Genomic DNA, 26,574 nt, shown 5'->3' with positions numbered 1-26,574 from the left:
AGAACCGCGTCGGCAGGGATGATATTAACACCTTATATAATAACGATCGTATACCTCTATATGTAGCCAACCTTTACCACCGATCGCGGAGTTTTCCGGACGTATGAGTACCAGTCCCGTGGGGTCAGCCGATCAGGACCGTCTCACCGAGAACGAATACCGCGAGCGTCTTCGCGAGCTCCCGCCGAGCGCCAAGCTCGTCGCGAAGGTCCTGGAGGGCGACGCCCCGCTCTCGCAGGGCGGGCTCGCCGAGGAGTCGCTTCTGCCCGACCGCACCGTCCGCTACGCGCTCAACCGCCTGGAGGAGGAGGAACTCGTCGACTCCCGCTACAGCTTCAAGGACGCCCGCAAGCAGGTCTACTTCCTGACGGTCTAGCTCGGTTCCGCCGCGCGATCCCGCCGTCTCACCACGGAGCCCTTTTTTACCCTCGACCCGATGGACACCCGTATGGACCTGTCGGTCGTCGTCCCGACGCTCAACGGTCGGGACCGGTTAGCCGCCTGCCTCGACGCGCTGGCGGCGCACGCGCCCGACACGGAGGTGATCGTCGTCAACGGCCCGTCCGCGGACGGCACGACGGGGATGGTTCGCGACCGCGACGACGTCGACGTGCTCGTGGAGATCTCGGACCGGACCGTCAACGTCGCCCGCAACGCCGGCATCGAGGTGGCGAACGGGGACGCGGTCGCGCTGGTCGATTTCGACAACCGGATCGGCGAGTCGTGGCTCGCGGGCGTCCGCGCGGGACTCTCGGACGCCGACGTGGTGACCGGGCCGGTCCGCGAGAGCGGACCGAGAGCCGACGACGGCCGAGCCGACGCTGACGATCGGACCGACGGCCGTGAGGACGGTCGGACCGACGGTCGCGAGGACGGTCGCGAGGACGGTCGGGGCGGCAACCGACGCGACGACCGCGAGGATGACGACTCCGACGGCCCGGAGCGCCGTCGGATCGCGGGTCGGGAGGTGACGTACTTCGCGGGCGGGAACGTGGCGTTCCGGCGGGAGGCGCTGCGGGACCTCGACGGCTTCGACGAGTACCTCCGGGTCGGCGGGGCGCGGGACGCCTCCCACCGGCTCGCGCGGATGGAGCGCGAGGTCGTCTGGCGCTCCGAGGTCGCGGTCGTCGAGGAGCCGCCGAATCCGACCGCGGCCGACGGCGGGCGGACCGCCCGCGACTGGGGCTGGAAGTACCGGGCGCTCGCGTACCGGCTCGCCAAGAACTACGGGATCCGCCCGACGACGCTGGTTCGAACCGGCAAGCACGCGGTCACGGACGCGACCGCGGTCGCCCGCGACGTGGTCCGCGGGGAGGCCACGCCGTCCGGATGGGTCGCGAACGGCCGCGACGTGGTCGCCGGGATCGTCTCCGGCGGCTCCGACGGGCTGGTCGCGCGCGCTCGCGACCGGAGCCCCGCGCGCAACCCCAACGGCGTCTCGACGCGCGCCGACCGCGCGGTGGCCCGGTACGACGTGCGGGAGTGAGTCGTCGACTCGTCGACGCGGAGGAGAACGATCGACGCCGTCCCCGCGCCTTTTACTTCCCTCGTCGCGAACGGTCGACAACGAATGGGACTCACGAAGCGGATCATCCCCTGTATCGACGTCGACCTCGACGACGACGGCGACGCCGCCGTCTACACGGGCGTCAACTTCGAGAACCTGGAGTACACCGGCGACCCGGTCGAGCTGGCGAAGAAGTACAACGCCGCGGGCGCGGACGAGTTCGTCTTCCTCGACATCACCGCCAGCGCCGAGGGGCGCGAGACGATGCTCGACGTGGTGAACGCGGTCGCCGACGAGTGTTTCATCCCGCTCACGGTCGGCGGCGGGATCCGGACGAAGGCGGACATCAAGGAGACGCTGCGCGCGGGCGCGGACAAGGTGTCCATCACGACCGGCGCGCTCGAGCGACCCGAGCTCATCGAGGAGGGCGCGGCCGCGTTCGGCTCCCAGTGTATCGTCATCTCCGTCGACGCCCGACGCCGACACGACGACGCCGGCGACCACTTCTACGAGGACGCCGATGGCGAGGAGGTGTGGTTCGAGTGCACGAAGAAGGGCGGCCGCGAGGGCACCGGGATCGACGCGGTCTCGTGGGCGAAGGAGGCCGAGGAGCGCGGCGCGGGCGAGCTGTTCGTCAACTCCATCGACATGGACGGCACGAAGGACGGGTACGACATCCCGCTGATGACGGCCGTCTGCGAGGCCGTCTCCACGCCCGTCATCGCCTCGTCGGGCTGTGGCGGCCCCGAGGACATGTACGAGGTGTTCACCGAGGCGAACGCCGACGCCGGGCTCGCCGCCTCCATCTTCCACTTCGGCGATTACACCATCGAGGAGACGAAGGAGTACCTCGACGAACGGGGCGTTCCGGTCCGGCTGTAGGAAGAATTGAGATCGTTCGATCAGATCTTCTCTCGATAGTTCGGATCCGTCGCAGTTATTCGTCCATCCCCGCCGCGAGCCACGAACCAACAGCTATTATCCGATGGAACATGAACTATCATGTATGTCCACGTCACCGATGCGTGTTCGCGGCGAGCGGCCGGAGATCGTCTGCCGGTCGGCGGCGGATGAGGAGTCCCCGGACGACGAGGTGACGTTCTTCGAGGCGGATCGGGACCCCGACGAGCGGACGACGCGGTGGATCACGGTGCGGGCGGCCGACTGCGTGCCGCGCGAGGAGTGGCGGTAGGTGGTTCGGTGCGGTCGATTCATCAGCGGTGTTCGACCGATCGGAGGATAGTCCGCGTCGAACGTCGTTGCTGACGCGGAGACCACCGCCAAAGCCCCAGTCGCGAGGACTCGCGCGACTCGCTGCGCTCCTCGACCGCTCACTCCGTTCACGGTCTGCGGTGCTTGTGTCGTCGGGTTTCGTCCTCGCGACTGCCCCTTTGAGTCCCACCCCGCACGCCCAGCACCGCACCTCACGCCTCCCCAGCCTCGTCGCTCACTTCGTTCGCGACATCCCTCGCGGGCGGTTCGCGGGCCTTCGGCCCGCTCACCGGCGCGCCACCGCACGATCGTGGGAACTCAGTCGTCGGCGGGGACGGGCTCGGCCGCCAACGCGTCGTGTTCGTCGAGCAGCCCCACGGTCGCCAGCCGGATGGCGTGGGGCCACCCGAGCGGCGTGGCGCTGTCCGGCGTCCCGTCGTCGAAGAACTGCTCGGGGAGGTAGCCGGTCGGCTCACAAAGCGATCCGTCCGGCGAGACGAGTCCGAGCAGGTCGCGGGCGCGCTCGGCGAACCGCTCGGCCCGCGGGTCGTCGCGGGCGTCGAGCAGGGCCGAGAGCTCCCCGCAGGCGTGTGCGCCCCACGCGGTCGAGACCGTCCACACCTTCTCCGTCGGCTGGTCGCCGCGTCGCCAGCCGTCGCCCTCGTAGCGGAACAGCCCCGATACCTCGTCCGTCTCGCGGGTCAGCCCGTCGACGACGGTCTCGACGTGTGAGACCAGCCGGTCGAGCCGCTCGTCGTCGACCGCGCCGCCCGCGTCGGTTCCGTCCTCGAGCGCGTCGTACGCCCGGTGCGCGCTCGCGAGCGCGAGCGTCGCGGAGTCGATCCGGTCGTCGAGGTCGCCGTGGACCGTCTCGCGGAGCGCGTACCGACCCCGATCGGGGACCCAGAGGTCGTCGATCGCGTCGTACACCTCACGGGCCCGGCGGCGGGCGTGAGCGGCGGGGCCGTCGCTGAACCGGTCGGCGTCGTCGCGTTCGCCGTCCTCGTCGCCGGCGAGGTCCTCGAGCCCCTCGCCGTGGCGCGCCAGCGCGCTGTACGCCTCGAGGAACGTCGCGGTCGTGTGCGTGAACCGGCCGATCGAGTCCTCCCAGGCGTTCTGACAGGCCACCGGGCGGCCGTCGTCCGTGAGCGTCGAGTCGAGGCTCGCGAGCGCGTCGACGAGCGTCGCGTCGAGCCCGTCGACGTCGACGCCCGCCCCTCTCGCCCGCGCGAGGAAGGCGATCACGCTGCCGGTCTGGTCGGCCTGGTAGTCCACGTCGGGGCCGTCCTCGATGCGCGCGTTGGCCCAGCCGGGCGCGAGCGCGCCGTTCCGCGGCCACACCCGATGGGGCCAGGAGCCGTCGGGACGCTGGGTCTCGACGTACATCGCGGCCGATCGGGCGTGCCAGTCGTCGAGCCCCAGCCCGAGCCGGTCGTCGGACTCGAGGAGGAACGTCGCGATCTCGGCGTCGTCGCGGAACCAGGTGTAGCCGTAGCCGCCCGAGTGCTGGTAGTGCGGGTCGAAATCGGGACCCGCGATCCGCAGCCCCGTCTCGGCCGACAGGAGCGACAGCACCCGCAGGTCCGCGACGACCGACTCGCGCTCCGGGACCGACGCGGGCACCGCCGGGGTCGTGTCGGCGGCGGCGTCCGCCAACGCCTCCGGGGAGTCCAGCCCGGCGAACAGCGCGTCGAGGCGGCTCCGGGCCGCCTCGCGGGTGGTCTCCGACCGGTCCGAAAGCAGCGTGCCGAGGGTCGCCGCGCCGTCCTCGAAAGGGACCTCGACGACGACCTCCCCGGAGAGCCGCTCCTCGTCGTAGCGGGCGGCGTCGCGGTCGCGCGGGAGGTCCATCGGCGCGTCGTCGAGCACCTCGGGGAACGTGGGCGGGAGCTGGCCGCGGAGGTCGGCGAGGCCGGTGGCGCTCGCGAGGAAGTCGTGTTCGTCGGCGTGGTACACCTCGACGGCGTCGTCGTAGCGGAGCTGTCCGACCCGCTCGTCGCGCCCGTCGGGGGCGAACGCCGCGTACGCGACGAGCGCGAAATCGTCGGCGTCGCGGTCGGCGTCCGGGGCGGGCTCGACGATCGCGTGCGTGAGGTGGGCGTCGCCGACCGCGAGGTCGTACCGGCGCACGGTCGCGCGGTCGGTCTCGTGGACCGTCTCGACGAGCGGCGTGTCGTCGACGTAGCGCTGCCGCGAGCGGGAGGCCTCGAACCAGGTCACGTCGCCGTCGACGGCGAGGCCGAACCGCGAGCGGGTGAGCCCGGTCTTCCCGGTGAGCGGGTAGCCGAAGTCGCGGAGCCCGCCGTCGGGGGCGACGTGGACGAGCCGGCCGTCCCCGCCCGTGAACCGTCCCTCGACGGTGCGTCGCTCGCCCGCGAAGAGCCGCTCGTGGCCCGCGTGTCGCTTGTAGTCGTCGAGCGCGTCGCGTAGTTGCATTGGTCGCCGGGACGTGCCGAACGTGAATGAATCTTTGGTGAAATTATCAATCACGATTTTCCGTGTGGGAAACGTTCAAGCGCGTCCGGGCTCGGGTAGGTGGCATGCACGAGCCCGGTCCGCCGCGGACGACGAGCGTCGGGCGGCCGGTCGAGTTGGCCCCCCGCGACCCGGACCCGGCGGGACGCTACGAATGGACGCTGCTCGAGACGCCCGCCGACAGCGACGCCGTGGTCGACGATCCCATCGACGGTGACGGCGACGGCGACGAACCCGGAGGCGACCCCGAAGAACGGGACGATCCCGTCCTCGAGCCCGGCGAGACGAGTCGTCCGGACGACCCGGTCGTTCACCTTCACCCGGACGCGCCGGGAATCTACGTCCTCCGGCTCGACGCCCCGGACGGTTCCCATCGCCAGCGCGTGCGAGTCTTCCCCGACGAGCGTCGCGAGACGACGATCCGCGTCTCAGCGGACGAGTTCCCGATCGACGACGACGCGGTCGACCGAGTCTCGCTCCTGTGGCGGTACAACGACCGCCTGCTCGCGCGCGACCGCCCGACCCGCGAGGGCGACGAGTGGGTCTACCGGACCCGCGTCCCCCCGGGCCGTCACGGCGTCGGCTTCGTCGCCAACGACGACCGCGCGACCGAACGCCACGTCGTCCACGAGGTCGAGGGACCGGGCCGTCCCCGGCTCTCGCTCGACTGGCGGGTCGAGGGCGGTGGCGGGAACGCCGACGGCGACCGCGACGGCGTGGGCGACGACATCGGGAACCCCCGCCTCGTCGTGACCGCCGACGTCGGCGTCCCGCCGGACTCGGAGACGGATCCCGGAGACGTAGAGGTGATCTTTCTGGTCGACGACCGGGACGCGGACCCCGAGACCGTCGAACGGATCGAGGGGCGCGCGGAGGGTCGCACGCTGTCGGTTCCGCTCGGCGAACTCGAGGCGATCGGGACGGCCGGAGAGGGGAGCAAAGCGGCCGGTGACGAGAGCGGGAAGGGCGACGGCGGGCTCCGGATCCACGCCGTCCCGCACGCGGAGCGGCACGGCGTGGCGGCGACCCTGCGGCTCGGTCGCGACGCGGAGGGGCGGCCGACGGCGACCGACCCGCACGCCCGCCCGGCGTGGGCCGAGTCGCCGACGGTGTACGAAGTGTACGTTCGGTCGTTCGCGGGCGACACGCTCCCGACGACCTTCGAGGAGATCGAGCGCCGGGTCGAGTACCTGGAGAGCCTCGGGATCGACGCGCTCTGGCTGACGCCCGTGCTGGCCTCGCCGACCGAGCACGGCTACCACGTCACCGACTACTTCGAGACGGCCGCCGACCTCGGCTCGCGGGCCGCGTTCGAGTCGCTGGTCGACGCCTGTCACGACGCCGGGATCCGGGTGATCTTCGACCTGGTGATCAACCACACCTCGCGGGACCACCCGGCGTTCCAGCTCCACTCGGCCGGCGTTCCGGCGTACGCCGACCGCTACCGCCGGGCCGACGCCGACGTCGACGTGACGGGGATCGACTGGGCCGCGCTGCCGGCGGGCGACGTGCCGGAGTACCGCTTCGACTGGGAGAAGATCCCGAACCTGAACTACGACGACCCCGCCGTCCGGGCGTGGATGCTGTCGGTCGTCGACGAGTGGGCGGGCGTCGTCGACGGCTTCCGCGCGGACGTGGCCTGGGGCGTCCCGCACGGGTTCTGGAAGGAGGTCGCCGACCGCGTCCCCGACGGCTTCCTGCTGCTCGACGAGACGCTCCCGCACGATCCCTTCTACGGCGAGGGCGAGTTCGACCTCCACTACGACACCTCGCTGTACGCGACGTTGAACGCGATCGGAGCCGGGCGGGAGCCGGCCGACGCGCTGGCCGACGCGCTCGAGCGAGCGCGGTGGCTCGGCTTCGACGACCCGAGCGCGCAGCTGCGCTACGTCGAGAACCACGACGAGGACCGCTACCTCGCGTCCCACGGCGAGGCGGCGCTGCGCGCGGCCGCCGCGGTGACGTTCACCCTCCCCGGCGCGCCGATGGTGTACGCGGGCCAGGAGCGCGGCAACGAGACGACGCGCGGACCGTTCCGCTGGCACGACGGCGACAACGCGCTCACCGCGCACCACCGTCGGCTCTCGGCGCTCCGGGACGCCGAGCCCGCGCTCCGGTCGCGGGCGGTCGACTTCGCGGCCGGGCGCGCGGCCGTCGAGGTCGTCGACGGCGACTCGGACCGGGTGACCGCCTACGAGCGGACGGCCGATTCGACGCGAACGGAGGGGACCGCCGATCGACTGCTCGTCGTCGTGAACTTCGGTTCGGACCCCGCGACCGTCGCGGTGCCGGACCGGGTCGGTCGGGAGCTGTTCGCCGACGAGCCCGTCGACGGGGAGGTCGTCGTCGGGAGCGTCGCGGTCCTCGCGTGAGCGACCGATCCGAGATCCGCCGGCCGATCCAGGGGGTCCACCGACCGGTATAAGTGTCGCGTCCCCCCGTTCGACGTATGGACGACCGAACGCTCGCGGACCTCCTCCAGCGATTCGGACTCTCCGAGAAGGAGACCGACACGTACCTCGCCCTCCTGGAATACGGCGAGGCGAAGGCCAGCACCGTCGCCGACGCCGCGGGCGTCTCGAAACGCTACGTGTACAGCGTGAGCGAGTCGCTCGCGGACCGGGGGTTCGTCGAGGTCCACGACCACGCCGTGCCGACGAGGATCCGCGCGAACCCCCCGGAGGAGGCGATAGAGCGGCTCCGGTCCGACGCGGACGCGATCCGCCTCGGGCTCGAGGAGCGCTATTCGCGGGCGGAGCGGGAGACGGAGCAGTTCGAGGTGGTCAAATCCCGCGTCACCGTCATCAAGCGGATCCGGTCGCTCGTCGAGGGAGCCGAGGCGGAGCTGACCCTGTCGCTCCCCGCGAAGCACCTCCCCGCGGTCCGGGACGCGCTGGCGGACGCGGTCGACCGCGGCGTCCTCGTGTTACTCGTCGTCACGGCCGTCGAGGACGCGGATGGCGTCCGCGAGGCGCTCGGGGAGACCGAGGGCACCGATCCGACCCTCGAGCGGATCGCGAGCGTCGTCCGAACCTGGGGCGAGGCGATGCCGACGATCCTGACGGTCGACACCGGGAGGGGGCTGATCGCGCCCCCCGAGCTGTTGCGGCGGTCCGACTCCGACCGCCAGGCGATCGTCTTCGCCCAAGAGCAGCTCTCGCCCGTCATCGTGGGGGCGTTCCTGGGGAACTACTGGCCCGCCGCGACCGAGGTGTCCCTCTCCGAGCCGGCCGCGCTCCCGGCCGAGTACGAGGACTTCAGACACGCGGTGTTCCAAGCCACGCGACGCCTCAGGGAGGGCGAAACCGTCCGCGCGACGGTCGCCGGCAGGCGGCTCGACGAGGACGCCGAATCGGTGGAGGTGAGCGGCCGCGTCCGCTCGGTCAGGCAGGCGATGGTCGAGCCGACGAGCAACGAGTTCCCCGTCGAGAACTCGCTCACCATCGAGACCGACGCGGGCTCCGTCTCCGTCGGCGGGCAGGGCGCGTTCGTCGAGGACGTGGAGGCGGAGCTCACCCGGCTGGAACTCGAGTGAGCGGGAGGAAGCTCAGATCCGTCGGTCCCGGAACGCGCGGATCACGTCCTGGCGCGCGACGAGCCCGACCAGAACCCCGTCGTCGTCGACCACGGGCAGTCGGTTGATGTCCGGATCGTCGCCGGAGAGCAGCTCGAGGACCTCGTCGACGCCGACGTCCGGCGTCACCGTCGCGGGGTCGGCGGTCATCACCTCCGAGATGGGCCGGTCCGCGTTGCGAACGAGGTCGATCCCGAGATCGAGGTCGCCCCACGGCGGTTTCACCTGATACGTGAGCGTGTCGACGAACGGCGGGAGCCCGATCGGGATCCACAGCGTCTCCTCCTCGGGTTCGAAGAGATCGACGAGGTCGGACTCCGTGATCACGCCGACGACGACCCCGTCGTCGTCGACGACTGGGAACCCGGAGAAGGGGTTGCGGGCGAACTTGTGGAAGACGTCGCTCACGTCGGCGTCCGGGGAGACCGTCTTCACGTCCTCGACCATCAGGTCGCGTGCGTTCATACCGGCCCCTCGCGGCCACGGGTGGTAGGCGTTACGACCGGCGGGACGAGCGTGTCGCGGGCGGGGGGTTCGGCGGACGTCAGGCGGGAGGTTCGGCGGGTCGTCGGACCGGGGAGACGGATCGACGGCGAGACGGACGGATTCCCTCGACGGGGGATCGAACCCCGCCGTTTTTTACGCTCGAAAGACGCGGTGGGGGGCATGGTAGAGCACACGCGAACGCTGGATTTCAAGGTGGCCTTCGCCATCGGGCTGGGGACGATGATCGCGGCGGGGATCTTCTCGCTGTCCGGGACCGCCGTCTACCGCATCGGCTCCAGCGCCGTCATCGCGTTCGTGCTCGCCGCCGTCGTCGCGGGGATCACCGCCGCGGCCTACTCCGAGTTCGCCTCGGTCTACTCCGAGAACGGCGGCGGGTACCTCTTCTGTTCGCGCACGTTCGAGGAGTTCGACCGCCTGAAGTACGGCGTCGGAATATCGCTGTTCCTCGGATACAGCGGGACGACGGCGTTCTACCTCGCCACGATGGACGAGTGGTTCTTCCGGTTCATCCTCCCCGAGTCGCTCCAGGTCCTTCCCCACGGCACCGTCGGCGTGCTCACGGCGGTGGTCCTCGGCGTCCTCAACGCGCGGGGGACCGAGGAGTCCGGACTCTTCCAGCTGATCGTGACGAGCGCGAAGGTCGGCGTCCTGTTCGTGTTCGTCGCCGGGGCGATCCTCTTCGTCGGCGCCGGCGACGCCGCGACGACGTTCGCGACCGGGTTCCAGTTCGAACCCGTCGGGATCGTCTCCGTGGCCGCGCTCGCGTTCATCACCTTCTTCGGCTTCTCGGCCATCGCGGCGAGCGCCGGCGAGATCATCGAGCCGCGGCGGACCGTTCCCCGCGCGATCGGCGCGAGCATCCTCACCGTCACGGTGCTGTACGCGCTGGTCATCGTGGCGATGGTGAACGCGCCGGTTGCTCGCGAGGTGCTCGCGCAGGGCGAGACCGCGATGGGCACCGTCGCGGCGTCGTTTCTCGGCCCGTGGGGACAGCTCCTCATCGTCGCCGGCGCGGTCTTCTCGATGGTGTCGGCCTCGAACGCCTCCATCCTCGCCGCCAGCGGCATCGGGTCGCTGATGGGTCGACAGGGACACGGGCCGCGCCGGTTCGCCCGCATCCATCCCGACTACCGGACCCCGTTCTGGAGCGTCTCGGCCGTGATCGCGACCATCGTCGCGCTCATCGTCGTGTTCATCACCCTGTTCTCCGAACACGGCCTGCTCGGCGTCGGGCTGCTCGGGCTCAACCCGCTCACCGGGTTCGCCACGTTCAACCTCCTCGTCCCGCTCGCCGTCGTCAACGCCACGCTCGTCTACTCGCGCCGGAAGTTCCCGGAGATCGAGCGGGGCTTCCGGATGCCGCTCGTGCCGGCGCTGCCGGTCGTGGGGATCGCGGCGAACCTCGCGTTGATCTCGAACCTCCCGCCCGTCGGCGTCGGCGTCGGCGTCCTGGTCGTGCTCGCGCACCTCGCCGCGTACCTCGTCTGGGGCGGGGCGCCACACGTCGAGGAACTCGTCGAGGAGGTCGTCTCGCCGCACATCCCGATGGGCGCCGGCGGCGGGGGGCCGTCCGTGGCGGGCGCGGCGACGACGAGCGGGGAGGAATCCGGCGACGACCGGTTCCGGATCCTCGTCTCCGTGGCGCGCCCGAGTCGCGTCGTGCCGTACGTCAAGCTCGCCGAGCGGATCGCGAGGGGAACCGACCGCGACCCGGTCGTCCAGGTGTTGAACGTCACGCACATCCCCGAGCAGACGCCGAACGAGATGGTCCGCGAGACGGCTCAGGACCGGATCGAGCGCATCGACGACCTGCTCAGGGAGTCGGACGCGGAGATCGGCGTCGAGTACACGGTCGAGGGCCACGTCTGTCAGGACGTCGCGTTCGACATCCTCCAGACCGCCCGCGACGACGGGGCCGACCGCATCCTGATGGGGTACCCGGAGGAGCACCAGGACATCGCCGAGACCGTCGAGTACGAGGCCCCCTGCGACGTGTTCTTCACGAGCAACGTCGACGCGATCGACGACCTCACGACGATCAACCTCGGCGCGGGCGGGGGGCCACACCACACGGCGTTGCTGCCGTTCATCAACCGCCTGGGGAGCGAGGGCGCGGAGATCCACGTCATCAGCATCGACCCGCAACGCGACGGCGGCGCAGAGCCCGTCGAACGGACGGTCGGCGCGCTCACCGACGTCGAGTCCGTCTCGGTCCACAACGTGACCGCCGAGACGATCGCGGAGGGGCTGGTGTCGACCGCGGAGCGGAACGGCGGGCTCCTGTTGATCGGCGCGACCCGCGATCGTCGGCTCCGGCGGTGGGTGTTCGGGAGCACTCCCGACCGCGTCATCACGCTGGCCCGCGGGGCCGACGTCCCCGTGTTGGTGTACGCGGGGACGAGCGACGTCTCGGGCCGCATCGAGGACTACCTGTATCCCGTCTACCGATACCTCCGGCGCCACCTCGTGGAGCGACGATCGCTCGATTCCGGTCCGGACGCGTCGAACGAGACGACCTGATCCGGGGAGACGAGCGACGCCGGGCGGGGTCGCGCCGTCGCCGGCCGCCGAGAGCGGCATCACGACCCCGGACGGGTCCGATCCGCGGCCGCCGTTTCACGTAGCGCTACGGGAGTGGTTCGAGAGAGACGTCACGTGACGTCCCGGCGGCACACCTGACGGCGATCCGGATTCACTTCCCCGTCCGATGTCTCATTCCAGCCGTTCGGCGGAACGCTGGGTCACTGATCGGCGCTCTCCCCGGAAGACGGCGCCTGTTCGGTGAGGACGCGGTCGACGACCAACGAGGCCCGGTTCGCGCGACCGGAACGTTTCCAATTTTCTATCGCGACATGTGGTTTATTGGCTCTCGAAGGTCCGAACGGTCTCGAAGGAGCCGTCGGCGATCGCGGCGGCGATCGCGGCGGTGTCGGCGTCGCGGTCGATCTCGTGGGGATACTTTCGGCCGAAGTAGCGCAACAGGTTGGCGACGTCGCGTTCGAGGAACTCGCGGGCGTTCTCGTGGTCGGTCGGGACCGCTTGAGGCCAGTCGAACAGCGTGACGCCGTCCTCGGCGACGGCGACGTTGTGTTCGGACACGTCGGCGTGGATCCAGCCGAGATCGTGGGCGGTCACCAGTTCGCGGTAGATCAGATCGAGGACGCCCGCGGCCTGTTCGGGTTCGAGCTTGGCGCGGGCGAGCTCGACGCCGGGGAACTTGTCCATCACGATCGCGTGCCGGTTGTGGTCGACCGGACGGGGAACCGACACGTCTGGATACAGCGACTCCATCGCCTCGTACTCGCGTTCGGCCGCCTTGCGCGCGGTGTACATCCAGGAGACGTGGTCACGGTCGGCGGTGTACTCCCGCTCGCGGTTGACCGCCCGAAAGTTGGTGTACCCCTCCCGGTGGTACTTCAACGCGAGCGGCTTGAACGACTGGACCTCGTAGACGTCGCCCTCCTTGCCGAGCCCGAGCGGGGAGCCGACCCCGTCTATCGTCCCGCGCTCGGAGAACGTTCGGAGCGCGAGCGCGTCGTACCCCTCGAAGGTGAGCTGGTACCCCTCGTACTGGAGCGTCTTCCGCTCTATCAGCTCCCGGTCGAGACAGCGGTCGATCCGGTAGTCGATCTCCTCTGCCGTCAGGTCGGCGTAGTCGGGTAGTTTGTTGCGGCGCACCCACTCGGAGAAACGCATCCCCTGCTCGACGCCCGAGAGGAGGTAGAAGTCCTCGGGCTCGAGTTCCGCCATGTCGCCGGCGACGTTGCGTACCATACGGGCCCTACTCCGGGGATTCGTAAAAACGGCCCGCGTTCGAAAGGTGCGGTCGGTAAACCATACTTCGCGATATAGAATCGAGTTCGGCGTGTCAAACGAACACGAGACGGGAAGCGCCGTCCGAGGGGTCGTGTGAACCCGTACCATTACCACGATCGGCCGCGTACCGGGGGCCATGGACCTCCGGCGATGGACGCCGTTCACCTTCCTCGCACCCAGTCGCTACGTCGACCGCGACGATCGGTGGGAGGAGTTCGACCTCGCGGAGTGGTCCCGGTCGGAGTACGACTGGACGCAGGACCCGTGGAACGGCTTCCGGGACTTCGCGCGGCGGCCGCGCGAGTGCGTCGAGGCGGACCGCGGGGACTGCGAGGACTACGCGCTCGTCGCGCTCTCGTGGGCCGTCGCGCACGACCGCGACGGGATCGGGATCGGGTTCTGCTGGAACCTCCCGTACCCCTGGCCCCGGCACGTGATCGCGTTCGACGACGAGCGCGTGTACTCCTCGGGCGAGATCCACGAGGGGAGCGTCGCGGAGTGGCGGGAGGGCTCCAGGTACTCGTTCGTGCTGAAGCGCCGCGTCCGCGACCCGGCGTGAGATCGAGTCCGACGCGCCCGGTCGGGCCCGTGCCGACGGACCGTCCGCGACCGGCCGCCGATCAGAGGTGTCGATCGACGAATCAGAAGTGCCGCTCGACGATCTTCTCGCCCGTGCGGGCGGCCAGCGCCTGCCCCGTGTTCGTCGGATTCGCGCCGCCGACGCCGTTCGCGAGCGCGGAGTGATCGGCCACGAACAGCCGGTCCACGTCGTACGCCTCACACGCCTCGTCCACCACCTTCCCCATCCGCATCGTGCTGTGGACGTGGAGCGCCGTCGGCGGGGAGTCCGAGCGGTGGACGTGCGAGGCCCCCGCCTCCCGCAGGATCTCGGCCGCCGTCTCGGCGAGTTCGTCCCGCCGCTTCCGGTCGCCCTCACTCGGCTCGTAGTTGACGATCGGGATCGGTCCGTGCTCGTCCGAGGCACCCGGAGCGACGCTCACGCCGTTTCGTTGATGGGGGCGGTCGTCGCTCACGACGAGCACCTGTAACATCCGGCGGTAGTCGGAGAGCAGGCGTTTGAGATCGCTCCCTGCTAGCCGTCCCATCGTGTCCCAGGGCGCGTCAGCGGGGTCGTTCTGGAACGCGAACCCCGACGCGCTCGCGCCGAACCCGAGGATCGCCCCGATCCCCGGCGCGGTGCCGACCGTCTGGAGCATGCCCACGCCGGGGTAGTCGAGGCGGGCGGCGATGTCCTGTCCCTCGTGTTGGTCGACGGTCGGCTTGCCGATCGTCTCCTCGAGGTCGTCGCCGTCCCACAGCCCCATCACGTTGTCGCCGAAGTGGATCGTCAGCCCGCGGCCGACCCAGTCGTTTTCGGGGAGATCGGCGTTGAGCCAGAGTCTGGGCGTCTCGATCGCCCCCGCCGCGAGGACGACCACCTCCGCGTCCACCCGCTCCGTCGCCCCCGACCACGTGTCCCGGAACTCCACGCCCGTCGCCGTGGGCGTGTCGCCCCGGGGGGTCTCCGTCAGCACGTCGGTGACGAAGGCGTTCGGCCGGATCGTGACGTTGTCGGTGCGTAGCGCCGCAGGGACGAAGCTCACGTTGCTCGCCCGTTTCGCCTTCTCCTCGAAGGGGGCGCCCCGCGGATGCGGATTCCCGGCGATGTTGCCGAGCGCGAGGGTGTCGCCCTCCACGTCGGGATAGGTGAACTCGCCGTCGTAGTCGCCGTCGACGTGGAGCTTCTCGTCCGGTTGTCGGATCGCGTTCGGCTGGGGCCGGTACCCCGGCTCGGTGACGTTCAGGTCCTCTATCAGGTCCCACCCCGCCGCCTCCGCCCCGCGGAAGAACAGCTCCTCCTTGGCGGTGACCGGGGCGGGCGCGACCTCGCACATCTCCTCGACCTCCCGATAGTAGGGAACCAGGTCGGCGTACTCGATCGGCCAGTGGCCCTGCTCGTCGATCGACGCCGGGTACGCGCGGGGGTGACAGCCGGTGTAGTGGAGGGTGGTGCCGCCGACGCCGGCACACTGGAGGATCGCTCCGTCGCCGGGGAACTTCCGGAACCAGAACCCCCGCTCGTGGTCTGCCGGCCCGAACACGAGGTTCGTGATCATCTCGAGCTCGCGGGTGGTGAACTGCTCGTCGAGGAGGTCGCCGCTCAGGTCCTCGACGCTCGAGGAGGCCTCTCCGCCCGGCTCCTCGTGCGGGTTCGGCCACTGCTCGTTGCCGTGAAACGGGCCGGCCTCCAGCACCAGCACGGAGAGTCCGGCCTCCGCCAGCTTCCAGGCCGTCACCGGACCGTCACCGCCCGCCCCCACCACCACCGCGTCGTAGGCGTTCTCGACCATCGGCGCTCACCCGGACTCGACGGGGAACGGCTCCTCGTAGCCGCTCGTGTCGTACTCGTTCTCGCGGAACGACCCGGGCTCGCGGCGGATCGCGACCCCGGTCGACTCGTCTATCGTCGTCCACGCGTCGCCGTCGCCGAGCGGGCCGTCGGCGGTCCCGACGTACCCGCGCAACGCGGCGTAGCCGTTCGCGAACCCCGGGAAGCCGGTCTGTCGCCAGCTCTGAACCGCGGCCGGGTCGTTCGGATGTTCGCGCCGGCTCGGGGGTTGCGTGAACTCGTCGTACCCCTGCCACTCGCTGTAGTAGATCATCTCCATGAAGCCGACGACGAGCTGGCCGACGAGGCCGGCGTCCAGCTCGAGGAGGTCGTGGTCGGTCGGAGTGAACTCGACCTCGAACTCGTCGAGGATGGCGATGGCCCGCAGCCGGTCGCGCCGCGACAGCTTCGCGAACGGGCCGACCGCGTCTTCGGTCTTCGCCGCCGAGGGATCGTCGGGGCCGAGAAGCGACAGCGCGCGGTCGAGGCTCGGCTCCGCCTCGTTGTCGCCGCGCTCCACGAGCGTCAGCGCCGCCGCGTCGAGGACGTGGGCGATCGGGTCCGCGATCGGGATGTTCCCCTGGGGGCCGAGATGGGGGAGCCCGAACTGGAAGCCGTCGTCCACGTAGGTGATCGCGAACTCGTCGAGGTCGATCGCGAGCCCGCCGGCGACGTGTTCCGGGCCGATCTCCTCCGCGAGCGCCGGCGTCTCGGGAACGACCGCGTCGGCGATGGCCCGGAACGTCACCCGCGTGTGGGGGTCGACGTCCGGACCGATCCCGAGGAGCTCCAAGAGCAGTCCCACGGTGGACGTCAGGCTTCGCCGCGCGGCCGTCAGCCACGCCCCGATGCGACTAGTTACCATGAATCAAGTGGAACGAGCGAGTGGAAAAATCTTGTCCCGATGACATCCTTCGATCGGCGCGTCACGGACCGCGGGCGCGAGCGTCCGGACGCGAACGGCGGCGAGCGTGCCCGACGCGGACGCGCCGGCGGCGACCGCGATCCACCAAAATCTATATTATTGATGACCCAACAAGTACGTGTGGAGAGGTATCAAGGGACAATGAGCTTTCTGTTGGATCCTCCCGCGCTCGTGGGCATCGGCGTCCTGCTCGACCGCTACGTCGGATCGCCGGTTCGTCGCGCCCGGTTGGCCGCGGGCGTCGTGCTCACGTTTCTCACCACGAGCACGCTGCTGTACCTCGACGTCCTCCCGTGGTGGTTCACCGACGAGGACGGCCCCGAGTGGATGCTGAACTCGGGGCTGGACACGGATCTGACCAGGGGACCGGGAACGGACGTCCTCGCCGTCATCATGTTCGCCGCCTATCCGCTCTGGATGAAGCTGGGACTCGATCTCTGCGACGACTGACGCCGCCGGGGACGGGTCGATCACACGGGTGAGACGACATGAACGAACACACCGAGGCGTTCACGGACGACCCGAGGGGCAGCACCCGCGAAACGATCGAGGCGGTGTTCCGGACGGCGGACCCGCTCCCGCTGGAGACGCTCGTCAACGAGGGAGGACGGCGGGTGAACGTCCCCGAACGGGAGGTCCGCGTCGACGAGCACTGGCGCGGGTTCTTCCCGTCGGACCACGTCGTCAGCACCGCGAACCGGTTCCTGCCGCTGCCGGCCGGGTTCCACAAGCGGTTCCGGCCCGACGGCGACGCGTACGTCGGCGAGACGACGGACGCCGACGGCGTCGTCACCGGCCACAACCGGATCCGGGAGGTGGAACACGAGGGGCGGCCGTACGGCTTACTCACCTACACGGACCTCCAGTACCGCCCGTTCTACGACCTCCTGTTGCCGGTCACCGAGGACCTCGCGGTCGGCAAGGCGTTCGTCGGCCGGTTCCCGTACGGGATCCGTCTCCTGACGTTCGGACTGACGCGGCGGTACGACTTCGACTTCCTCGCGCCGGCGGACCACGCGGCGCTGTGGGAAGAGGGGACGGTCCCCGAGCCCGACGCGCTCGAGGGGTGGTGGGACGTCCGGCTCGTCTCGAACGCCGGGCTGTCGGCCCCGCACTTCGAGTTCGAGTTCGAGACCACCGAACACGGCGTCGACGGGCGCTACGAGGTGCTCGACGCGGCGGGCGGCGACGTCCGGCTCGACTTCGACGAGGAGCAGCTACAGATGTTCGACTTCTCGAACTGGCACGACGAGATCCGCCAGGTGACGGAGGAGTTCATGGTCGGGAAGTACTGTCAGAACGAGCGCCAGCTGCTGCCGTCGCTCGGTGAGGGCTCGTTGGGCCACCTCCACGCCGAGGACACGCCGACGGAGGACCGGCTCTGTCTCTACTACGTGATGGAGGCGAAGGACGGGCCGGAGGCGTGAGCCGCATGGACGTGTCGCGTCGACTCGGACGCTCCGGACGCCCCGGACGCGAGCGACCGGGGTCGGGAGAGCGGACCGGCGGCGGCGTGGCGGGCCGGTGGTGCCCGTGAGCGACCCGATGCGCCCGAAGATCGAGAAGCCGCTGCCGGAGATCTCGCACGTCGCGTTCGTCGTCGAGGACCTCGAAGAGAGCATGCGCCGGTTCGGTGATCTCCTCGGCGTCGAGCCGTGGCTGGTGTACCGCTACGAGCCGCCGCGGCTGACGGACACGACCTACCGCGGCGAGCCCGCCGAGTACTCGATGCGGGTGGCGATGGCGGACGTCAAGGGACCGATCGACGCGGCGGCGTCCGTCGCCGGGGGAGGCACGGTCAAGCGCCTGCTCGGGTGGCTGACGTCGCTCCGCGACCTGCTCGGGTTCGGATCGTCAGCGGGGACCGGTCCGGACGGGAGTGGAGACGGAGAACCGCCGCCAGGGATCCCGCTCCCGGAGCTACCGACGCCGGGGATCCCGGGCGTGAACGTGGAGCTGATCGAGCCGCTGCGGGGACCGAGCACGTACACGGAGCACCTCGCCGAGGGCGGCGAGGGGATCCACCACGTCGGCTGTTTCGCCTACGACGACCCGCACGCGGTCGTCGCGGAGTACGAGGACGCGGGGATCCCGGTGGTCCAGAGCGGCGTCTTCGACGGGCTGGAGTTCTGGTACCTCGACATGCGGGAGGCGCTCGGCGGGGTGATCCTCGAGGTGGCCGCGAACCTCACGGCGATCGAGGAGCCCGACGTGGTCTTCCCCCGGTAGCGTCGGTTCCGCGGACGGAACGCGGTGTCGGCGCGGGGAGACGCTAGCGCCACGGCTCGTGGACGCGGAGGCCGGTCGCGCCGAGGACCACCGTGACCGCGCCCGAGAGCTGTGCGAGGAGGACGATCACCCACCGGACTGGAGTCATGTGCGCCGGGTCCACGAGATGCCAGCCCTCCGCCAGCAGGAAGAAGAGGCCGAAGAGGGTCGCGAGCGCGTACCCCCAGGGCCGGTCGGCCGCGACCCACCACAACCCCACCGCGCCGACGAGCGTGAACGCCCCCATCCCGACCGTCGCCACCGGCGGGGCGTTTATCGGGTCGAAGGGAGCCCAGTTCCCGGCGAGTTCGTCGGCGATATGCATGAACTCGAACACCAACGTCGCCGCGAGGGCGTGCGGCGTGTACCGCACCCGGTCGGGGTCGATCGTGGTCGGCATGGGTGGATCAGAAGTGCCGCTCGACGATCTTCTCGCCCGTGCGGGCGGCCAGCGCCTGCCCCGTGTTCGTCGGGTTCGGTCCGCCGACGCCGTTCGCGAGCGCGGAGTGATCGGCCACGAACAGCCGGTCCACGTCGTACGCCTCGCACGCCTCGTCCACCACCTTCCCCATCCGCATCGTGCTGTGGATGTGGATGGCGGTCGGCGGGGAGTCCGAGCGGTGGACGTGTGAAGCCCCCGCCTCCCGCAGGACCTCCGCCGCGATCTCCGCCAGTTCGTCCCGCCGCTTCCGATCCCCCTCGCTCGGCTCGAAGTTGACCTGCGCGACCGGCCCGTGCTCGTCCGCGATCCCGGGCGCGACCGAGATCCCGTTGCGCTCGTGCGGCCGGTCGTCGGTGAGGACGAAGAGGGGGAGGAGGCGGCGGTAGTCCGCGAGCAGTCGCTTGAGTTCCGATCCGACCAGCCGGCCCGTCGTGTCCCAGGGCGCGTCCGCGGGGTCGTTCTGGAACGCGAACCCCGACGCGCTCGCGCCGAAGCCGAGGAACGCGGCGATCCCGGGCGCGGCCGTGATCGGCTGGAACATCCCCACGCCCGGATAGTCGAACCGGACCGCGCTGTCCTGGCCGTGGTGCTGGTCGACCGTCCTCTTCCCGATCGTCTCCTCGAGATCGTCGCCGTCCCACAGCCCCATCACGCTGTCCGGGAAGTGGATGGTCATCCCGCGACCGACCCAGTCGTTTTCGGGGAGATCGGCGTTGAGCCAGAGCCTGGGCGTCTCGATCGCCCCCGCCGCGAGGACGACCACCTCCGCGTCCACCCGCTCCGTCGACCCCGACCACGTGTCCCGGAACTCCACGCCCGCCGCGGTCGGAACGTCCCCCAACCCCCGCTCGGTGATCACGTCGGTGACGAAGGCGTTCGGCCGGATCGTCACGTTGTCGGTGCGTAGCGCCGCGGGAACGAAGCTCACGTTGCTGGCTTGTTTCGCCTTCTCCTCGAAGGGCGCGCCCCGCGGGTGGGGGTTCCCCGTGATGTTGCCGAGCGCGAGGGTGTCGCCCTCCACGTCGGGATAGGTGAACTCGCCGTCGTAGTCGCCGTCGACGTGGAGCCGCTCGTCCGGCCGCTTGATCGCGTTCGGCTGGGGCCGGTACCCCGGCTCGGTGACGTTCAGGTCCTCTATCAGGTCCCACCCCGCCGCCTCCGCCCCGCGGGCGAAGAGCTCCTCCTTGGCGGTGAACGGGGCGGGGGCGACCTCACACATCTCCTCGACCTCCCGATAGTAGGGAACCAGGTCGGCGTACTCGATCGGCCAGTGGCCCTGCTCGTCGATCGACGCCGGGTACGCGCGGGGATGGTTCCCGAGGTAGTGGAGGGTGGTGCCGCCGACGCCGGCACACTGGAGGATCGCGCCGTCGCCGGGGAACTTCCGGAACCAGAGCCCCCGCTCGTGATCGGCCGGCCCGAAGAGCAGCTCGTTCAGCATCTCGAACTCGCGGGTGGTGAACTGCTCGTCGAGGAGGTCGCCGCTCAGGTCCTCGACGCTCGAGGAGGCCTCTCCCCCCGGCTCCTCGTGCGGGTTCGGCCACTGCTCGTTGCCGTGAAACGGGCCGGCTTCGAGTACCAGTACCGACAGCCCGGCCTCCGCCAGCTTCCAGGCCGTCACGGGGCCGTCACCGCCCGCCCCGACCACTACCGCGTCATAGGCGTCCGCGACCATGCGTGCTCACCCCGGCTCGGTCGTACCGGCTCGGTCATACCCGACCCGCTCGGCGTACGGGGTCCGGTCGCCGCGTCGGACCCGACCGTGTCGCTCGCACGGCCCCGAAGCGTCGTCTCCGTGCGCGAACCGTCCGTCCGCCGAGCAGCGATCATGCCATAGTGTCACACGGGCAAGGATTAAACGTTTGGGCGGGAGCCCGAGGGGGATCACCACGGCGACCGGTCCCGATCGGAGGAGTGGATTCGCCCGCGGGTAGGCGGCGGATCGCGCGAAGGACGGACGCAACCCGGTAACACGGCAGTTCCCGGTCGGGTCGTGTTTGGGATCCGGTATTAAATAGTTCGGTGACAATTGCCAACTATGCGCATCCAACGACCGACGGGTCCACGAACCGCACCGCGTCCGTCTCGGCTCCGACCGCACCCGCGTCGTTCTCGGTCGGGTAGATGACGGGGATCAACCTCTGGGACGTCGTCAACGTCCCGTTCGACGCCGTTCGGACCGCGTACCGCCAGCTTCGAAAGGCGCTTTTCACGGCGTCGAGACCCTCGGGAGAGTACCTCGTCGTCGACCGGACGGTCCCGGAGCTCGAACGGGAGCTGGGCGCGTTCAGTTTCGCGCCCAACTGGGAATTCTCCTACTACGAGCGCGGCGAGATCCTGAACCTCGCCCGCGTGGTGTACGAGGAACGGACGGTCGACGGGACGACGTATCGCTGGTGGCAGACGCACCTTCGCGGCTGGCACGGCGAGGACGGACGGATCGAGCTTCACGCCCACTGGGAGCTCGAACCGACCGAGACCGGCAACGCCCACATCGACGGGGTCGGCTTCGACTTCGACCGTGGGATGGAGACGCTGGCGTCGTTCCTCGAGGAGGCCGGCATCGAGTACGAGGAGACGACGATCGAGACGGACGGCGGCGGACACTGAGTCGCGGCCGACCGCGAACGCAACCGCTTTCGGCGCGCCGTCCGACGGTGACGGTATGACCGCGCCGGCAGGCGAGTGGCGGCTGATCCGCGAGGAGGCCCGTCCGGGGCCGATCCAGATGGCGCTCGACGAGGTCGCGGCTGAGACCGCGAGCGACGGCGGACCCGCCACGGTCCGCACCTACCGCTGGGACCCGACCTGTCTCACGCTCGGCTACGGGCAGGACCCGGAGACGGTCGACTGGGACGCCTGCGAGCGTGCGGGCGTCGACGTCACCCGCAGGCGGACCGGCGGCGGCGGGATCGTCCACGACTCGTACGGCGACGTCGCCTACTCGATCGCCGTCCCCGCCGGAGACGTGCCCGGAGACCTCCTCGACGCCTACCACCTGCTGTGTGAGCCGATCCTGGACGCGTTCGCCCGGCTCGGGATCGACGCCGACTACGTCGAGGAGGCGGTCCCGGAGCTGTACCACCCGGCGTGTTACCTCCGGGAGCTCCACCCCGCTCACGACGTGGTCGCCGCGGGTCGGAAGGTCGCCGGCAACGCGCAGTACCGGACCCGCGATGCGGTGATCCAGCACGGCTCGCTCACCTTCTCGGTCGACGCGGAGGCCCACCTCGACGCGTTCGCCGACCCGCCGGTGGATCCGGAGACGTTCCGGGAGCGCGTCGTCGGTATCGACGAGCTGGCCGACGTCGACCGCGCGGAGGCGGTCGCGGCGGTCGAGGAGTCGCTCGCGTCGTGGGTCGAGGCGGGGATCGAGGCGGAGGCCGAGAGGGAGGGCAGGCCCGGAGACGGTCGCTCGGACGGAGCCGGCTCGCTCGACCGGGACGGCTCGTGGACCGACGCCGAACTCGAGCGCGCGCGAGATCTCGTCGCGGAGCGGTACCGCGACGACGACTGGGTTCGGTCGCGTCCCGGCGACCGCTGAGCGGTCCGGCCGGCGCCTTCCGAAGCGGCTTTTCCCCTCCCCCGCCTATCGCCCGTATGAGCCTGAAGGTCGGCGCGCACGTCTCCATCTCCACGTCGAGAGCGTCCAACGATCCCGAGACACCACCACATGGAAACATCGCGAACGCGGTGTTCAGACAGACGCAGTTCGGCGGCAACTGCGGACAGATCTTCACCCACTCCCCGCAGGTGTGGGAGGATCCGAACCTCGACGAGGAGGAGGCCGCACAGTTCCGCGAGTACACCGAACGCGACCTCGACGGGCCGTGGGTCATCCACACCTCCTACCTCGTCAACCTCTGTACGCCGAAGGAGGGGCTCCGCGAGAAGTCGCTGGAGTCGATGCAACGGGAGGTCGACGCCGCGGCCGCGCTCGGGATCCCCTACGTGAACGTCCACCTCGGAGCCCACACCGGCGCGGGCGTCGAGGGCGGCCTCGACAACGCGGCGAGCGTCATCGACGACGTCGACGTCCCGGAGGGCGTGACGATCCTGGTCGAGAGCGACGCGGGCGCGGGGACGAAACTCGGCGGCGAGTTCGAACACCTCGCGGGCGTCATCGATCGGACGGAGACGGACATCGACGTCTGTATCGACACCGCCCACGCGTTCGCGGCCGGCTACGACCTCTCGACGGCCGAGGCGGTCGACGAGACGGTCGCGGAGTTCGACGACGTGGTGGGGTTAGAGCACCTGAAGTGTATCCACCTCAACGACTCGAAACACGCCTGCGGCACCAACAAGGACGAACACGCCCACGTCGGCGAGGGGCTCATCGGCGAGGAGGGGATGGAGCGGGTGATAAACCACCCCGACCTCGCCGAGCTCCCGTTCGTGCTCGAGACCCCGACGGAGGACGGCAAGAGCTTCGCGTGGAACATCGAGCGCGTCCGGGAGCTCCGCGGCGAGTGAGGGCGACGGGGACGCGGGAGACCGGAGACGCCCGTCTGACGCGTTTTTAAGTCCGTTCGGCGTGTGAACGCGACCCATGACGGCCACGAATGCGCTGCTGTTCGGGCGCGGGCGCGGGCGAGCGGTCGGGCTCGTGGTCGGATTCGCCGTCGCCGTGGGAATCGTGACGGCGGCGACCCTCCTCGCGAGCGCGGTCGATCACCGGACCGTGGCGACGCTCTCGACGCGGACGCTCCCCGCGGTGGCGGTGTACGCGCCCGCGCCGATCGCCGCCGTCGGCGCGTACGCCCGCTGCGGCGGACCGGCCTGTCTGGCGGTCGGCGTCGTCCCGGTCGTCGTCCTCGGGGTCGCGAGCGCGCTCGGCGCACCGGTGGTCGACGGCGGCGCGTGGGTCGCCGACCTCACGGGATCGCTTCTGGCCGGCGGCCTCGCGAGCGCGTTCGTCGGCTTCTGTGCGGGCGTCACCGCCGCGCTGGTCGCCGACCTCGTCGGGATCGGGTCGGGCGAGTGAACCCGACCGCTTAATCCCCGCCGCCGCGAACGGGACGACGTGAGACGGTTCTCGGCCGAGTACCTCGAGTTCACCCGCGAGGGGATGTGGGCGGACGGGCGCGAGGCGCTCGCGGATCTCTCGCTTCCCGACCGCGAGCGCGTCCTCGACGTCGGCTGCGGCACGGGCGAGTTCACCCGGGTCCTCGCCGAGGAGGCGGGACCGGACGCGACCGTGATCGGCGTCGACGCCGACGCGGACCTGCTGGCGGTCGCCCGCGAGGAGACGTCCGCGCCCGCGTCCTACGCCGCCGGCGACGCGACGCGGCTCCCCGTCCGGGACGACGGCGTCGACCTCGCGACCTGTCAGGCGCTCCTCATCAACCTGCCCGAGCCGGCGGACGCGGTGCGGGAACTCGCGCGGGTCTCCGCCGACCTCGTCACGGCCGTGGAGCCGAACAACGCCGAGGTGGCCGTCTCCTCGACGGTCGAGGCCGAGTCGGACCTCGAGCGGGAGGCGCGGGAGGCGTACCTCGCGGGCGTCGGGACCGACGTGGCCCTCGGCGACCGCGTCGAGTCGCTGTTCGCGGACGCCGGCCTCGTCGACGTCCGAACCCGGCGGTACCTCCACGAGAAGCGGACGGCCCCGCCGTACGCCGAGCCCGCCCTCGAGTCCGCCGCCCGGAAGGCGTCCGGCGCGGGGCTCGACGACCACCGGACGGAGCTGCGCGAGGTGCTGTCGCCGGCGGCGTACGACGACCTGCGCCGTCGCTGGCGGGAGATGGGTCGAGACGTGGTCGCGGCGATGCGCGACGGCGAGTACGAGCGCGTCGAGCTCGTTCCCTTCGAGGTGACGGTGGGGCGGGTTCGGTGACGGCGAGTCGAGTTCGGTAGAGTGCGGGCCGTCGCTTCCCGCCCCTCCCTCGCCGGGTCCGGAAGGACGAAGTCGGTCGGCCCGGACCGGAGAGACATGCCAGCCGCAGTCGTGACGGGGTCGTCGCGGGGGATCGGTCGCGGGATCGCGCTTCGGTTCGCCGAGGACGGCTACGACGTCGCCGTCAACTACCACACGAGCGAGGACGCCGCCGAGTCGGTGGCGGCCGAGGTCCGGGACCGAGGGCGAGAGGCGGTCGTCGTCGGGGCGGACGTCTCGGATCCCGAGGCGGCCGCCGGACTGGTCGAGACCGCCGCGGACGCGTTCGGCGGCGTCGACCACGTCGTCAACAACGCCGGGATCGACCAGCACGTGTACACCGAGGAGTTGGATCCCGACGACTTCGACCGGGTCATGGACGTGAACGTCAACTCCGCGTTCAACGCCACGAAGGCGGCGCTGCCGTACCTCCGAGACTCCGCGGACGGTCCCTCGGTGACGAACGTCTCCTCCATTCTCGCACACACCGGCGCGCCGATCGAGTGCCACTACGCCGCCTCGAAGGGGGCGCTGCTGTCTCTCACCCGCAGCCACGCCGCCGACTTCGCGCCCGAAGTCCGAGTGAACGCCATCGCGCCCGGCCACGTCGAGACGGACATGACCGGCGACCGGACGCCGGAGGAGGAGCGCGAACAGCTCGAGGCGATCCCCGTCGACCGCTTCGGTCGACCGGAGGACATCGCCGAGGCGGCCGCCTACCTCCGGGACGCGGGGTTCGTCACCGGCGAGACGCTGAACGTGAACGGCGGCGAGTTGATGAACTGATCGGCGAGGAGGCGATGCGCTCTCGTCGAGGACGACGAGGACCGGCCGTCTCTCGACGGTAACCGGCGGAGGGTGAACCGATCGGTCACACGAACGCCGGGATCACCAGTATCATCGCGACGTTGATCACGGCGTGCGCGAGCACACAGGCGACGAGGTTGCGGGTCCACACGTAGACGCCGACGATCGCCGACGTGAACACCGCCTGCGGGATCGCGCCGACGAGTCCCCACGCGGGGTAGTGGACGGCGAGGAAGACGACCCCGCTCGCGGCCGCCGCGAGCCGGACGCTGCCCGTGAGTTCGGTCAGGCGCTCGATGGGGTACCCCCGCCACAGCACTTCCTCGGTGACGACCGCCGTGGCGACGATCGCCAGTTTCACCGGCAGAGACAGGGTCGCGAGCGTCGAGAGCGTCTCCGGCTGCTCCAACCGAAACGCGACGACGGCCGCCCCCGTGACCAGCACGCCGAGCACGACTCCCGCGACCCCCGCGGCCGCTCCGAGGACCGCGTCGCGGCGGCTCGGCGGTTCGAGCCCGATCGATCCGAGGGGCCGTCGCTCCCAGTACAGGACGACCGCGAGGACCACGCCGACCAGGATCCACATGACGGCCGAGTTGACCAACAGCCGCCCGGCCGTCGTAGTGCCGAGACGCTCCGAAACGTCCAGCAGACCGATCAGCGGGCTCCCGAACAGCGCAACGACCAGCCCGACGACGACGGCGAGCGACGGGGCGGACCGAGACGCGGGGCGCTTCGTATCGGCGGACACTCGTGACCCTCCACGGTCGACCA

General features: G+C 70.4%; 25 protein-coding genes. 17 read left to right on the top strand and 8 right to left on the bottom strand.

Features of this window, described 5'->3' with window-relative positions:
- Positions 1–103: 103 nt before the first annotated feature.
- From AXA68_RS05880 to AXA68_RS05865, 4 genes are all read left to right on the top strand, one after another.
- Positions 104–376, top strand: coding sequence for a MarR family transcriptional regulator (locus tag AXA68_RS05880; RefSeq protein ID WP_066414065.1), 273 nt, complete (start codon positions 104–106; stop codon positions 374–376).
- Positions 377–448: 72 nt separating this feature from the next.
- A complete protein-coding gene (locus tag AXA68_RS05875; protein WP_066414062.1) occupies positions 449–1,486 on the top strand; it encodes a glycosyltransferase in 1,038 nt (345 codons plus the stop codon).
- 84 nt (positions 1,487–1,570) lie between these two features.
- Positions 1,571–2,389: an imidazole glycerol phosphate synthase subunit HisF gene (gene hisF, locus AXA68_RS05870; RefSeq protein WP_066414060.1), complete on the top strand. Its 819-nt coding sequence runs from the start codon at positions 1,571–1,573 to the stop codon at positions 2,387–2,389.
- Positions 2,390–2,513: 124 nt separating this feature from the next.
- On the top strand, positions 2,514–2,699 hold the full coding sequence (locus AXA68_RS05865) for a DUF7511 domain-containing protein (RefSeq protein WP_066414057.1): 186 nt from the start codon (positions 2,514–2,516) through the stop codon (positions 2,697–2,699).
- Between the two features lie 338 nt (positions 2,700–3,037).
- Here AXA68_RS05865 and AXA68_RS05860 read toward each other — a convergent pair whose 3' ends face one another.
- Positions 3,038–5,155: a glycoside hydrolase family 15 protein gene (locus AXA68_RS05860; RefSeq protein ID WP_066414055.1), complete on the bottom strand. Its 2,118-nt coding sequence runs from the start codon at positions 5,153–5,155 to the stop codon at positions 3,038–3,040.
- A 104-nt stretch (positions 5,156–5,259) separates the two neighbouring features.
- Here AXA68_RS05860 and AXA68_RS05855 point away from each other — a divergent pair, with 104 nt between their 5' ends.
- A complete protein-coding gene (locus AXA68_RS05855; protein WP_066414053.1) occupies positions 5,260–7,566 on the top strand; it encodes an alpha-amylase family glycosyl hydrolase in 2,307 nt (768 codons plus the stop codon).
- A 77-nt stretch (positions 7,567–7,643) separates the two neighbouring features.
- A complete protein-coding gene (locus AXA68_RS05850; protein WP_066414050.1) occupies positions 7,644–8,729 on the top strand; it encodes a TrmB family transcriptional regulator in 1,086 nt (361 codons plus the stop codon).
- Between the two features lie 12 nt (positions 8,730–8,741).
- Here the strand turns inward: AXA68_RS05850 and AXA68_RS05845 are convergent, their stop codons facing one another.
- The gene (locus AXA68_RS05845; RefSeq protein WP_066414048.1) at positions 8,742–9,233 is read right to left on the bottom strand and encodes a CBS domain-containing protein; all 492 of its coding nucleotides are present in this window, start codon (positions 9,231–9,233) and stop codon (positions 8,742–8,744) included.
- 201 nt (positions 9,234–9,434) lie between these two features.
- On the opposite strand from AXA68_RS05845, the gene AXA68_RS05840 reads away from it, so the two are divergent.
- Positions 9,435–11,795: an amino acid permease gene (locus AXA68_RS05840; RefSeq protein WP_066414043.1), complete on the top strand. Its 2,361-nt coding sequence runs from the start codon at positions 9,435–9,437 to the stop codon at positions 11,793–11,795.
- 339 nt (positions 11,796–12,134) lie between these two features.
- Here AXA68_RS05840 and AXA68_RS05835 read toward each other — a convergent pair whose 3' ends face one another.
- Positions 12,135–13,049 carry a serine/threonine-protein kinase RIO2 gene (locus tag AXA68_RS05835; RefSeq protein WP_066414041.1) on the bottom strand — a complete coding sequence of 305 codons (915 nt, stop codon included), beginning with the start codon at positions 13,047–13,049 and terminating at the stop codon, positions 12,135–12,137.
- A gap of 178 nt (positions 13,050–13,227) precedes the next feature.
- On the opposite strand from AXA68_RS05835, the gene AXA68_RS05830 reads away from it, so the two are divergent.
- Complete coding sequence (locus AXA68_RS05830) at positions 13,228–13,650, top strand: hypothetical protein (RefSeq protein WP_066414039.1); 423 nt, start codon at positions 13,228–13,230, stop codon at positions 13,648–13,650.
- A gap of 82 nt (positions 13,651–13,732) precedes the next feature.
- On the opposite strand, the gene AXA68_RS05825 is transcribed toward AXA68_RS05830, so the two are convergent.
- Together AXA68_RS05825 and AXA68_RS05820 are read right to left on the bottom strand one after the other, a co-directional pair.
- Positions 13,733–15,442 carry a GMC oxidoreductase gene (locus AXA68_RS05825; protein ID WP_066414037.1) on the bottom strand — a complete coding sequence of 570 codons (1,710 nt, stop codon included), beginning with the start codon at positions 15,440–15,442 and terminating at the stop codon, positions 13,733–13,735.
- 6 nt (positions 15,443–15,448) lie between these two features.
- On the bottom strand, positions 15,449–16,345 hold the full coding sequence (locus AXA68_RS05820; RefSeq protein WP_066414035.1) for a hypothetical protein: 897 nt from the start codon (positions 16,343–16,345) through the stop codon (positions 15,449–15,451).
- A gap of 201 nt (positions 16,346–16,546) precedes the next feature.
- Between AXA68_RS05820 and AXA68_RS05815 the strand changes: the two genes are divergently transcribed.
- From AXA68_RS05815 to AXA68_RS05805, 3 genes are all read left to right on the top strand, one after another.
- Positions 16,547–16,855: a hypothetical protein gene (locus tag AXA68_RS05815; protein WP_066414031.1), complete on the top strand. Its 309-nt coding sequence runs from the start codon at positions 16,547–16,549 to the stop codon at positions 16,853–16,855.
- 38 nt (positions 16,856–16,893) lie between these two features.
- A complete protein-coding gene (locus AXA68_RS05810) occupies positions 16,894–17,832 on the top strand; it encodes a hypothetical protein (RefSeq protein ID WP_066414029.1) in 939 nt (312 codons plus the stop codon).
- Positions 17,833–17,938: 106 nt separating this feature from the next.
- The gene (locus tag AXA68_RS05805) at positions 17,939–18,634 is read left to right on the top strand and encodes a VOC family protein (protein ID WP_198530022.1); all 696 of its coding nucleotides are present in this window, start codon (positions 17,939–17,941) and stop codon (positions 18,632–18,634) included.
- Positions 18,635–18,677: 43 nt separating this feature from the next.
- Here the strand turns inward: AXA68_RS05805 and AXA68_RS05800 are convergent, their stop codons facing one another.
- Both AXA68_RS05800 and AXA68_RS05795 read right to left on the bottom strand, forming a co-directional pair.
- Positions 18,678–19,073 carry a hypothetical protein gene (locus AXA68_RS05800; protein ID WP_066414026.1) on the bottom strand — a complete coding sequence of 132 codons (396 nt, stop codon included), beginning with the start codon at positions 19,071–19,073 and terminating at the stop codon, positions 18,678–18,680.
- A 7-nt stretch (positions 19,074–19,080) separates the two neighbouring features.
- Positions 19,081–20,790 carry a GMC oxidoreductase gene (locus tag AXA68_RS05795; protein WP_066414019.1) on the bottom strand — a complete coding sequence of 570 codons (1,710 nt, stop codon included), beginning with the start codon at positions 20,788–20,790 and terminating at the stop codon, positions 19,081–19,083.
- A 449-nt stretch (positions 20,791–21,239) separates the two neighbouring features.
- Between AXA68_RS05795 and AXA68_RS05790 the strand changes: the two genes are divergently transcribed.
- The 6 genes from AXA68_RS05790 (at position 21,240) to AXA68_RS05765 (ending at position 25,779) form a co-directional block, all read left to right on the top strand.
- A complete protein-coding gene (locus tag AXA68_RS05790) occupies positions 21,240–21,725 on the top strand; it encodes a hypothetical protein (protein ID WP_066414011.1) in 486 nt (161 codons plus the stop codon).
- Positions 21,726–21,780: 55 nt separating this feature from the next.
- On the top strand, positions 21,781–22,659 hold the full coding sequence (locus AXA68_RS05785; protein WP_066414010.1) for a lipoate--protein ligase family protein: 879 nt from the start codon (positions 21,781–21,783) through the stop codon (positions 22,657–22,659).
- 56 nt (positions 22,660–22,715) lie between these two features.
- On the top strand, positions 22,716–23,591 hold the full coding sequence (locus tag AXA68_RS05780; RefSeq protein WP_066414008.1) for a deoxyribonuclease IV: 876 nt from the start codon (positions 22,716–22,718) through the stop codon (positions 23,589–23,591).
- A 76-nt stretch (positions 23,592–23,667) separates the two neighbouring features.
- Positions 23,668–24,102 (top strand): hypothetical protein, encoded by a 435-nt coding sequence (locus AXA68_RS05775; RefSeq protein WP_066414006.1) that lies wholly within the window; start codon positions 23,668–23,670, stop codon positions 24,100–24,102.
- A 39-nt stretch (positions 24,103–24,141) separates the two neighbouring features.
- Positions 24,142–24,954, top strand: coding sequence for a class I SAM-dependent methyltransferase (locus AXA68_RS05770; protein ID WP_066414004.1), 813 nt, complete (start codon positions 24,142–24,144; stop codon positions 24,952–24,954).
- 96 nt (positions 24,955–25,050) lie between these two features.
- Positions 25,051–25,779, top strand: a complete 729-nt coding sequence (locus AXA68_RS05765; RefSeq protein WP_066414002.1) for a 3-oxoacyl-ACP reductase family protein — start codon at positions 25,051–25,053, stop codon at positions 25,777–25,779.
- Between the two features lie 85 nt (positions 25,780–25,864).
- On the opposite strand, the gene AXA68_RS05760 is transcribed toward AXA68_RS05765, so the two are convergent.
- Entirely contained in the window at positions 25,865–26,551 is a 687-nt protein-coding gene (locus AXA68_RS05760) for a CPBP family intramembrane glutamic endopeptidase (RefSeq protein WP_066414000.1), read from the bottom strand.
- Between the last annotated feature and the right edge of the window lie 23 nt (positions 26,552–26,574).

This window comes from Halorubrum aethiopicum (genome assembly GCF_001542905.1).
In the GTDB taxonomy this organism is placed as follows: Archaea; Halobacteriota; Halobacteria; order Halobacteriales; family Haloferacaceae; genus Halorubrum; species Halorubrum aethiopicum.
Note: the sequence above shows the minus strand (reverse complement) of the source record. Positions and strands in the feature narration are given on the sequence as shown.